This is a genomic window from Nocardia sp. NPDC055050, assembly GCF_053608345.1.
Genome location: NZ_JBSGVG010000051.1, coordinates 1 through 11,080, shown reverse-complemented (window position 1 = coordinate 11,080; position 11,080 = coordinate 1). Strand labels below are relative to the sequence as shown.

Annotated in this window: 7 protein-coding genes and 2 pseudogenes; 8 read left to right on the top strand and 1 reads right to left on the bottom strand. The window is 61.8% G+C overall.

Going from position 1 to position 11,080, the window contains the following annotated elements; translation table 11 throughout:
• From ACWGCN_RS32315 to ACWGCN_RS32285, 7 genes and pseudogenes are all read left to right on the top strand, one after another.
• Positions 1-1,035 (top strand): tetratricopeptide repeat protein (locus ACWGCN_RS32315; protein WP_452529162.1); only part of this gene is annotated, 1,035 nt, incomplete at its 5' end.
• A 588-nt stretch (positions 1,036-1,623) separates the two neighbouring features.
• Positions 1,624-2,013 (top strand): effector-associated constant component EACC1, encoded by a 390-nt coding sequence (locus tag ACWGCN_RS32310; RefSeq protein ID WP_452459170.1) that lies wholly within the window; start codon positions 1,624-1,626, stop codon positions 2,011-2,013.
• Positions 1,916-2,689, top strand: a pseudogene (locus ACWGCN_RS32305) (caspase family protein); the annotation flags it as partial. The gene ACWGCN_RS32310 and the pseudogene ACWGCN_RS32305, both read left to right, overlap by 98 nt.
• A 123-nt stretch (positions 2,690-2,812) precedes the next feature.
• Positions 2,813-3,655, top strand: a pseudogene (locus ACWGCN_RS32300) (serine/threonine-protein kinase); the annotation flags it as partial.
• A gap of 292 nt (positions 3,656-3,947) precedes the next feature.
• Positions 3,948-4,562: a hypothetical protein gene (locus ACWGCN_RS32295; protein ID WP_452459171.1), complete on the top strand. Its 615-nt coding sequence runs from the start codon at positions 3,948-3,950 to the stop codon at positions 4,560-4,562.
• 483 nt (positions 4,563-5,045) lie between these two features.
• Positions 5,046-5,234, top strand: coding sequence for a hypothetical protein (locus ACWGCN_RS32290; RefSeq protein WP_452459172.1), 189 nt, complete (start codon positions 5,046-5,048; stop codon positions 5,232-5,234).
• Complete coding sequence (locus tag ACWGCN_RS32285) at positions 5,234-7,144, top strand: caspase, EACC1-associated type (RefSeq protein WP_452529160.1); 1,911 nt, start codon at positions 5,234-5,236, stop codon at positions 7,142-7,144. Before ACWGCN_RS32290 ends, ACWGCN_RS32285 begins: the two co-directional genes overlap by 1 nt.
• Positions 7,145-8,227: 1,083 nt before the next feature.
• On the opposite strand, the gene ACWGCN_RS32280 is transcribed toward ACWGCN_RS32285, so the two are convergent.
• Positions 8,228-8,548, bottom strand: a complete 321-nt coding sequence (locus tag ACWGCN_RS32280) for a hypothetical protein (RefSeq protein WP_452459174.1) — start codon at positions 8,546-8,548, stop codon at positions 8,228-8,230.
• Between the two features lie 969 nt (positions 8,549-9,517).
• Between ACWGCN_RS32280 and ACWGCN_RS32275 the strand changes: the two genes are divergently transcribed.
• On the top strand, positions 9,518-10,852 hold the full coding sequence (locus tag ACWGCN_RS32275) for a tyrosine-type recombinase/integrase (protein WP_452459175.1): 1,335 nt from the start codon (positions 9,518-9,520) through the stop codon (positions 10,850-10,852).
• The last annotated feature ends 228 nt before the right edge of the window (positions 10,853-11,080 follow it).

Genomic DNA, 11,080 nt, shown 5'->3' with positions numbered 1-11,080 from the left:
ACGGGTCGGGTCGAGGAAGCGATCGACCTGTTCGAGAAGACCCTTGCTGACCGGCAGCGCGTGCTGGGTCCCGACCACGCTGACTCCCTGGTCACTGCCCACAACCTTGCCGTCGCCTACCGGGTCGCGGGTCGGGTCGGCGAGGCGATCGGTCTGTACGAGAAGACCCTTACCGACCAGCAGCGCGTGCTGGGTCCCGACCACGCTGACTCCCTGGTCACCGCCCACAACCTCGCCGCCGCCTACCGGGAGGCGGGTCGGGTCGACGAGGCGATCGGTCTGTTCGAGAAGACCCTTACCGACCAGCAGCGCGTGCTTGGCCCCGACCACCTCAACACCCTGAACACCGCCCACAACCTCGCCGTCGCCTACCGGGTCGCGGGTCGGGTCGGCGAGGCGATCGACCTGTACGAGAAGACCCTTGCCGACCGGCAGCGTGTGTTGGGCCTCGACCACGTTGACTCCCTGGTCACCGCCCACAACCTCGCCGTCGCCTACCGGGTCACGGGTCGGGTCGGCGAGGCGATCGACCTGTACGAGAAGACCCTTGCCGACCGGCAGCGCGTGTTGGGCCCCGACCACGCTGAGACTTTGATCACTGCCCACAACCTCGCTTACACCTACCGGGAGGCGGGTCGGGTCGAGGAAGCGATCGACCTGTTCGAGAAGACCCTTGCTGACCGGCAGCGCGTGCTGGGTCCCGACCACCTCAACACCCTGATCACCGCCCACAACCTCGCCGCCGGCTACCAGATCGCGGGTCGGGTCGGCGAGGCGATCGACCTGTTCGAGAAGACGCTTGCTGACCGGCGGCGCGTGCTGGGTCCCGACCACCCCGACACCCTGAACACCCGCAATGGCCTCGCCGTCGCCCACAGGACGATGAAGAAGCATTTCGAAGCATATGACTTGGTTCGGCGGGTTCTGCCCGAGTTTGAGAGCTTGCTCGGCGCCGACCATCCGGGGTCCTCCGCTTTTCGCGCATTCCTGGACGGATTCGCACCTCGTGCACGATCAACGGTCAACGAGGACTAGCGTTTCGGTGACGCGTCTTCGTACCGCTACGCCGCCGACGCGGTTAGAGATCAGCGCCGCTGATGTCCTAGCTGGGCGACGAAGGCTCTTGATGGCCAAAGTCCAGCGCGTCGCGCCGCCGAACCTGGGACCACACAGACGTCACTTCGGCGCTGCCAGTGTCGGATGCGTCCGGTGACGTCCACTTCGCGGGAATCACGATTGACGACGACGGAGCGTGGCTATGGCGCGAATGGTCGACATTCAAACCGGCAGAAGCGACCGCGCTCGACAAGGTGCACCGAGCAGTCCTTGCTGCTTGTGCTGCGGCACCTCGGATTCGTCCGATGAGGAGTTTGTCGCATCGGGGGCCTAGGCGTATGAAGCCGGTCGCGGCTGCGGCGCTCAGACTGATGCAGTCGAGAGGTCGTTCCGAGAGGATCGCGAGGAAGATGTGCCTTCGCGTACGAGCTGAAACCACAGCCCGGACGGGAATCGGCATGATGGTGCGTTCGAGATTCTGTCAGAGATGGCTAGTCATCATGCAGCTGCCGAACTGCTGCCTCCATTCACAGCCAGGAACCCTAGGTGGCCGCGTACGCTGTGCCCATGAATCCCGGGGCTTCCGGCTCAAGTATTGTTCAGCTTCGCGTTCGCGAAGACCTCCACACGGAGGCCGAGCTGATTTCGCTCCACGAATGGCTCAACCACGAACCAGAACTACGCGGCAAGGTGCACACAGACGCACACAGCAAACCCGCTGCCGGTGAGATGGGCTGGCCCGTCGACGTTCTGGTCGTATCGGTGGGCAGTGGCGGGGCGATCACCGTGCTGGTCGGCTCGGTGACAACTTGGATCCGGACTCGGCGGTCGACTTTGTTTGTCGAAGTGACAAAGCCTGATGGATCGAAGCTTCGAATCGACGCCCGCGGGCCTGTGGCAGTGCACGTTTCCGACGCTCTGCTCAAGCCCGCGACGGAGCAAGGCGAGCTCGCCTGAGGTGCCGACCATGCCCCTGCCGAGTCCCGACAGCTCGCGGGTAGTGCTGATCGGATGCAGTACGTTCGACCATCTCGAAGCACTGCCCGCTGTGCGCAACAACGTCACCGGTTTGGCTCGGTGTCTTCTGGATCCACAGTTGTGGGGAGTGCGTAGCGAAAATCTGGTCACCGTCATAGATCCGCACAGCAGGTCGGACATGCTCTCGCCCATTGACAGTGCCGCTGAGCAGGCGACCGACACCCTGATTGTCTACTACGCGGGCCACGGATTTCCAGATCGCCGGTCGAATTTGCTACTCGCTCATACCGGTTCTAAGTTCAACAAGTCCTATACCGCCACGCCTTACGATGAGATACGCGATATCGTGACCTACAGTCCGGCGCAGCGTCGGATCGTCATCCTCGACTGCTGCTACAGCGGACGCGCTCTCGGCACCATGGGCATGGACGGGAGCATGGATACACCTAGCATCGTCGCCCAGAGCGCGGACTCAGAAGGAACATTCCTGCTTGCGGCCGCCGCGGAAAACCGGACCGCACTGGCGCCCCCGGACGAGGCGTACACTGCCTTTACCGGCGAGTTGGTGGCGCTGCTCGACACTGGCCACGCTGATGGGCCCGAATTCTGGGATCTGGACTCCCTCTACCGGCAGCTTCGTCGCGAACTGAAAGCCAGAGGGCGACCGGAACCGCAAAAGCGAGATCGCAACAGCGCAGGCCAACTCGCCATCGCCCGCAATCGGATTGCCTCCCAAGTCAATTTCGACAAGGCTGCGGGCCCGACAGCCGATGTCGCCGTGGGTGTCACTGTCGCTAGGCGATATCGACTGACTCGCTTCATCGCCAGCGGTGGCTCGGGCAGAGTATGGGAGGCGCTCGACCAGGGATTGGACCGGAAAGTCGCGGTGAAAATTCTTAAGGAAGAATACTCCAACGACCCAGGCTTTCTGGAACGGTTCCGGCAAGAAGCACGTACCGCCGCAAGCTGCAACCACCCAGGCATCGTGAGCCTCTACGACTACGGCGAAATGAAGTTGAGCACTGGGGGTAGCGTCGCGTATCTCGTTATGGAGCTGGTAGCGGGCGAGCCCCTGAGTAGCGTACTTACCAGACTCGATGTCTTGACCGTTCCGCAGGCCATGGACTTGCTTGAACAGCTGGGGCGAGCTTTGGAGGTCCCGCATCGGGAAGGGATTATCCACCGTGACGTAAAGCCGGCCAATATCCTCGTCACGCCGACCGGTCAGGTCAAGCTAGCAGATTTCGGAATAACGATGGCCATCGATCACGCGCCGCTGACATACGGGATGTTCGGCGCGGCAGGCTATCTTGCCCCAGAATTGTCGGTGGGCGACCACGGTGCCACCACTGCCAGCGACATCTACTCACTCGGTGTGGTCGGCTATGAGGCGCTCGCTGGCTCCCGGCCATTCGGCGGATCTAACGCGATACAGATTGCGATGCAGCACATCAACCACGCACCGCCACCGCTACCGGTGACCATCCCGGCTAATGTGCGTGAACTCATCGAGATTACGCTCAGCAAGGATCCACTGGACCGGTACCGCACTGGCGGCGCCTTCGCAGACGCCGTAGCTGCGGTGCGGGCCGGAAATCGTCCACCACAGCCAGAAGCCACTACAGATCACACCGGTTCTGCACGCATTAGGCGCCCAGCCAAGGGTTAGTAGCGCAGGGTGAGCACCACACCCTGCCCTCGGCGGAACGGTTTTCACTGAGGCAGGACTTCTGTCACCGAGATCGAGGGCGGCGGCCGAAGGTTCGCGCGAGGACAAGTTGCAGATGACGGTTCCCCAATCGTCAAGGCCCCCTGTCACGCGCTCATTCCTGATCCTCGCCCGTGGCTACGTCGGTAGCATGGCAGAGCCGTTAGTGCGGCACTCGGCGCTACAGGATCAACCGGAGGGTTCCGTGGGGGTTGACGACGATCGCGAACTGCAATCAGATGTCCCCGTGAATCTTTCTCTCGCAGAGGATTTGCTTTTGGCTGGTCGTGGCGTTGTTATCGGCGCAGTGGCAGCCGACGAGGCTGGAGACCTTCCTGAGCTGGATGACATCCCCGAGTTCGGGAAGCTTCCTGATCGCGTCGTGTTGATCCAGTGCGAAGCGCGTGTCACCTACGACCAAAGCCGTATCAAGTCCATCGACGTCCGAGGCGTCAACGCAAACGAGGTCCGCGATGTAACTCGCAGCCTCGTAGATGATCTCGAGGTTCATCGACGAGAGCAAGACGCGTTGCGTTCGCCTTGGTTCTCCGGACTCTTCTACCTTGCGGTTCTATGCGTGGTGATCGTCCTCCTTCTTGCCGCCGGGCGAGTTCTTCCCATCTGGTCCCTTCCTGTCGTGGTCGCTGCCGCCGCCATCCTCGTCTCAGTTGTCGGAGCGTTGCAGATGCGGCAGGACGATCGACTCAGCGAGCGCGGATTCCTTGCCCTGATGGGTGACGTTTTCCGCAGCCTGCCCACCCTCTTGTCTCGGTCGGAAACGAAGGCAGACGATCCCTCGACCGAATGCCGAGATCGGTGACAATCAAACGGCCGACTCAGTGGCAACAACGTTGCTTCCCTCACCGAAACCGACAGAACTCCAGCCGCCTCGTGACAGGTACGGCGCTTCGTCACACGAACTGTGACGGCTGGCTCCGCGTGGGGCGTCGACCGATGCGGCAGAAGACCCTCACCGGTCGGCAGGGGTCTTCTCGCATATGACCGGGCTCGAGGGGCGCGGACGGGTCACATGATGGCTTGGGCCTTCCGGTTTATGAACCAGATCATCTTCACTCGAAGACGATCCTGCGCTGGCATTGGCGGTTCACTCCTGCCGAGTGGCCCTCCCCCTTCGAGCGTTGCCTGGGCAGCCACCCGCCCGATTTGCCGAGGGTGGCGGGGATTCGCCAGTTCCGCCGATGTCGAGTCCTCCTGCTGGGTGGGGGTGTTCGCCCCACCCAGCGGGCGTTCCGCCGGGGCGGGGTCGGGATTGCTAGAGGGGGTTGCGCTGGTTGTATTGTCGGTGCGCGAAGATGAGCAGGTGCCGAATATGCAGGGGTGCTTGATTCTTGGCGACTACAGGGCGGGAAAGTCGGCGGGTGGATTTCGTCGCAACGATGAGCAGCGTGGACTGGTGGCTGTTGGATGGCTGCCGATCCGTGATGTTTTTAGCGATGTCTGGGCGCTGGTCGACTCACAGGGCCAGTTCTGATGGGCCGTCGTCCTGACCCAGCCCGTTCACATGCAGTGCTGATCGGGGTCGGCAACTACAGATGCCCCGAGTTGCCCGACATCCCTGCGACACAGGCGAACCTGACCGATCTGCGATCCAGACTGATCGCTCCCGGTGCGGGCAGTTTCGAGGACGATCGTTGTGTTTTGGTCTGCGAACCCCGCTATGGCGAGGAGATCGGGGAGGCCGTGCACGCCGCAGGCCGTGCCGCAACCGATGTGCTGCTGGTGTACTACACCGGCCACGGCCTGCTTGATTCTCGCGGTCGTCTGCATCTGGGCTTGGTCGGCTCCAACCCCGATCGCGCCCGGTTCACGGCATTGCCGTTCGACACCCTGCGTGAGGAGCTGCTCGACAGTGGTGCCAGCACCCGCATACTGATCCTGGATTGCTGTTTCTCAGGTCGTGCGTTCGAAGCAATGAGCGACCCCGCCACCGTGGTCGCTGGCGAAACCGACATCGCAGGCACATACACGATGACCTCATCGGCCCGCAATGAAACTTCCTATGCCCCAATAGGGGACCGGAACACCGCCTTCACCGCAGCTCTGCTCGCCACGATCGACACCCCCGCGAAACACACTCTTGACACCCTCTTCCGAAATATCGAAACCCATCTCACACGAAACGGACACCCACGGCCACAACGCCGCAGCGTAAACATCGCCGGTGACCTGATCCTGTTCGACAACCTCGAAACCCGCAGCATCGCTGGCCCCCAACTCATCAAGGATATGCCGGGCCTGTCCGAGATCCGCTATCCGCTGCCCCCCGTTGACCACATCGACAATAAAGCGGCTCACAGACCAGCGGAACCGGCAACAACCGCGGATACTCGCAGCCCGGCAACGGCTCCTCATTTGGCAACGGGTTCGGTCGGTCATCACCCAATAGGTGTTGGGACTGGTAGCCGTCGACGCTCCACCACAGCAGCCGACAGCACCCTCCGCAGACGCCCGCTCCTGATCTCGGAACCGACCCTTCTCGCCGGCCATGCCAGTGCGGTCTGTTCAGTGGCGTTCAATCATGACAGCGCTCTGCTCGCCACCAGCAGCAGTGACAAGACAGCGCGGTTGTGGGATGTTGCCACCGGCAAACAGATCGGAGAACCCTTCACCGGGCACACCGGCACGGTGCGGTCGGTGGCGTTCAATCATGACAGCACTCTGCTCGCCACCAGCAGCAGTGACAAGACAGCGCGGTTGTGGGATGTTGCCACCGGCAAACAGATCGGAGAAGCTCCTACCTCCTACGCCAACCCGGTATGGCCAGTGACGTTTAATCATGACGGCACTCTGCTCGTCACGGGGAGCAGCAGCGCCCGCAGCGGCGGCAATACCGGCCAGACGGTGTGGTTGTGGAATGTCCTCACCGGCAATCTCATCGAAGTGGCCCTCACCGGCGCCGTCGGCACGGTGTGGCCAGTGGTGTTCAGCCATGACGGCGCCCTGCTCGCCACCGGCGACTTCAGCAAGAAGGTGTGGTTGTGCGATGTCGCCACCGGCAAACAGATCGCACAACCCCTCCGTCATACCAGCCCGGTGCTGTCGGTGGCATTCAGCCATGACGGCTCCATGATCGCCACCAGCAGCGACGACAAGAAGGTGTGGTTGTGGGATGTCGCCACCGGCAAACAGATCGCAGAACCCCTCGGCCATATCGGCCCGGTGCTGTCGGTGGCATTCAGCCATGACGGCTCCATGATCGCCACCAGCAGCGACGACAAGAAGGTGTGGTTGTGGGATGTCGCCACCGGCAAACAGATCGCAGAACCCCTCGGCCATATCGGCCCGGTGCTGTCGGTGGCATTCAGCCATGACGGCTCCCTGATCGCCACCAGCAGCGACGATCAGACGGCGCGGTTGTGGAGGGTAAATAAGTTCGCATAGTCGCCTGTCCACTCCGGCCCTAACGTGGATCCGTCCGGCTCTGCGTGATTGACCAGGCTCGGATGCTAACGGGCGCTAGATGATTGATCGAGGGCGTCTTCGCAGGGTCAGCAGGTGGCTGCCGAGGTCGCCAACTACGCGACAGGTGCCCGGCTGCGGTGATCGACGTGCCACAGCACAGGCCCAGCTCAGGTTTTCCAAGCTGTCTGAGTGAAGGGCTGAGGGCGAATCGGCGCCACGAAGGGCACGCGATTCCCACAGCAGTCGCCCCGGTAACATGTGGGCACTCGCAATCCGCGAGATGTACCGCAAGCCGCTCAAGTCGGATACCCAGCCGTGGTGCACGCTGGCCCGGCCCGCAACCTACGGGCTGGACCAGCGCAATCATGCAGTGGTTCACTGCTATGCCCCACCACGGGGGCAGAGCTGGGCGTACTTCGGTCACACGAAATCGTGAGCGCGTCGTAGAACCGTTGTGATTAAGCGTGGTCGACATCGTCGTAGGAACCGCCTTCCTCGGGGGCTCCAAGAGCCGCGGCATCGCTGAGAATTCGGCTGATGGTGGAGCGGCTTTTGTTCAGCTCGGTGGCGATGCGCGTGGGACTACCGCACACGGGAACATGCTGTTCAGGGGCAAAATCTGGCGGATTTGCCAGGTGTCGTGCTTGCATCGGCCGCGGCTATATCGGTGTGCGCGATTAGGGAGCGACCGAGGTTTGGGTCGCTGTATCTCACTGGCAACTCGCGGTGTGGCGGCGGGTGGCGAGGTGCGGAGTTCGAGGTCTGCGACGAGAGCGGGCCGTGATTTGACGTACATGCGCAAATACCGAGACCAGCGACGGTTTATTACCAATACCGGGATATGCGCATCTAACTATATTTCCCGTAGGTTTTCTGTGAACGTGAGCGGTTCGACCACGGACTGCCCAGACGGGGACTGAGGGATGGGCGAGGGCGTATCATCGTTGCTGGAGGATCAGCAGACTGGCCAGCACCTTTGGAGGTCAGCTGATGGTTGCACGTAGACCGCGGCGCTCGTCGCGAACGGATCGGTCACCAGAAACGGCGCAGCGGGTACGACGCTCACGCGAGCGTGTGCGTCGTCGCCGTGAACTCGCTCGCGAACGTGACGGCGCGGCCGCCGCAGCGGTGCGCCGCTATCTGTCCGGGTGGCACGCGATCACTAAATGCGGTACCGAGCGCGACGCTCAGATCGCTGAACTGCGTCGGCAGGTCAGCGTCGTCGAAGACGAGGCTGCCGCCCGGATCGCGGGTTCGCGCGCTGATCAGGGCTGGGCGGCGGTGATCATTCCCGACCAGCCCGCCCCCATCGACGACGACGCCGACCTGCTTGAGATCACCCCGAAGCAAGTCCTTCAACTCATCGCATTCGCTCGAATGCAAGCTGCTACCTTGCCTGCCCCGCCGGTGGGCGCCGAACAGACCTACACCACGCGCGAGCGGACGCAGCGGACAGAGGAAGAACACACCGACACCGACGGCACGCGACCACCGACTACTCCTGGCTTCCTAGCGCAAGCCGAGCAAATCGAAATGACATCGGGGTTGCCGCCGACCAGTGCGATCGGCCGCGCTGGAGCTCTCAAGCGGCCCGCGTCCAACTGTCAGCATCAGCCAGCGCTGAACCTCGAAAGAGGACGACAAGCTGGCCCATTCGAGATCCGCCGATCCGATAGCGACTGTGCCGGCAGGGAGATAGGGGTGAGCGTCGATCGGTGCGATAGTCGCTTGGCTGGAGAGACTATCGGGTGTCGTTGTAGCGGCCGACCTGTTAGATATGGCATCGGAACTGCTGCGGTGACAACGGCTGTCGCACCGGCGCACCCGTGGCGAGGATGGCCGGAACGCGGTTCCACGTCGGCGGCAATAGAATCCGGCGCCCAACAGCGCGTGTGCGTGCCCTTCCGTGACATCGCAGGCTCTCGCCATGGCTGAGTTAGCGACGCCGCAAGAAGCAGCGGAGTACTTGCGGACCACAGTCGGCAAGCTCGCCAACGACCGGCACCTCGGCGTCGGGCCCCCTTACGTGAAGTTTGGCCGCAAAGTCCTCTATCCGTGGAAGTCCTTGCGGACGTTTGTGGAGGAGCACACGATCCGCGGTCTGTAACGCTGCATCACACCCGGAAGATGGCAATCTCTCAGTTACCGCCGGGGACTTCACCTCGTCCTCGGCATTTCCTATGCTCCTCGCCGAGTGCATAGCTGAATTGCACCACGCTGCGGGTGAGGACGAGTGAGCAGGAAGGAATACGCATATGGATAGATGGCAGTTAACGTTGGGCTTTCTAAACAAGCCGGAACGTGGAGGCCCTCGATATGTTGGCGGCGCGGTCGAGAACGAGGTGGCGCCATATGTCGCAGATTGAGCTGACACCTGGAGCTCATGGGAGGTTCAGTGAGCCCAAATGGAACGAAGCTCGGAAGATCTACCAGGTTCATTGCCTCATTGGCGAGCCATATGGCGATCCATCGAAAGTCCATGCCTCAGGAAAGACCAAACCGAAATCTATTGCGAATCTCAAGAAGAGGCTTGCTGATTGGAGACCGCGTGCCCAATCGGTTGGTACATATCCGCCGGAGGTGAGCGTCGAGGATCTGTGTAGGGCGTGGCTCCGCACCTATGAGAACGACCGGCAGAAGCGGCCTCAGAACGCAAAGCATTATCGGCGCGAGATCGAACCGGCCACGAAGGGCCGAGCGAAAGCCGACAAGATCACGCTAGTTGGGTCGGTCCTGGGAAGGATGAAGGCGGCCGAGACGAGGCCGTTCCACATCCGCATACACTTGGAGTTACTGAACGGGTTTTCATACAAGAACGCCCGCCAGAAGTCCATCCTGCGGAACGCGTTTCAGATGCTTGTTGACGATGGCTTCCGTGATGACAATCCCGTCGACTCGGCGAAGGGTTACAAGGGAAGTCGGGCCAGACAGCCGGGAAGCCGCGCAAAGAAGGTGCGCAACCCGTTTTTCCCCGATGAGCCGCAGCCGTTCACCCCCCAAGAGCTCAGCTGGTACTGGGAGGCTGAACGTGACTACTTCCCTCGCCCGAACCAATCCCGTGTGTTCGAACAGCGATACATGGATTTTACGAAGCTGATGTACGAGCTCGCTGCGCGCCCGAGCGAGGCTTTGTCCGTTCGATTTGACGACGTCAACTTCGACACGCATGAAGTGACTGTTTCCGGCACCATCGTCGACACCGAACTGCGTGTTTGGCAACTCAAGGAAATCATCGAGCAGTATCGGCTGCCTCATGACGAGATCGTCATGCCTCGTGGGTGGCCGAATAACGATGATGACGACGTTGTCGGCGTCGCCTACCGCCAGCCGTTCACGAAGACCGCACGATCGATGCGGACGATTAAGGTTGGCCCTGACTGCATGTCAATGCTGCGCCGGCGACAGATAGCAGCGGCACCCGGTCACCGACTGGTGATCCCAAGCCGGACCGGGCAAGTGGTGCGGTCGGAGCAGATGTCCAAGACTTGGGCTGCGATTGTCAGGGGATTGGACCTGGAGTGGTCGACGGTAAAGACGCTCCGCTCCACCCGCGCGACGCGCGTAGCCGAAAAGTACGGACTTCCGGCTGCCCGGCTGATCCTGGGGCACGAGGTGGATTCGGCCGTGACTGCGAGGCACTACGTCCCAGCGGCTCGCCACGTTGTTGATCTCGCCGATGCCCGATGATGTGCAGGTAGTCAGTGCTGACCCTCCCAAAACGGCCACAAAACGGTCACTGCAGATTTCAATCTATGTTAATCCGCAGGTGAGGCGAGGAAACAGAGAAATGAGGCTACACCGAGCCGATCCTGCACCGGCGTCGTCGTGAGTTCAAGGCCGCGCAGAAGTAGTGGTGTCGACTGCATGAAAAGTAGCTCATAGCAGCTCTTTTCGCTTGCGGCCCCGCCTCGGAGA

Coding starts and splice junctions, on each gene's coding strand:
- ACWGCN_RS32285 (WP_452529160.1), top strand. CDS start 5,234: ATGGGCCGTCGTCCTGACCCAGCCCGTTCACATGCAGTGCTGATCGGG.
- ACWGCN_RS32310 (WP_452459170.1), top strand. CDS start 1,624: ATGAATCCCGGGGCTTCCGGCTCAAGTATTGTTCAGCTTCGCGTTCGC.
- ACWGCN_RS32275 (WP_452459175.1), top strand. CDS start 9,518: ATGTCGCAGATTGAGCTGACACCTGGAGCTCATGGGAGGTTCAGTGAG.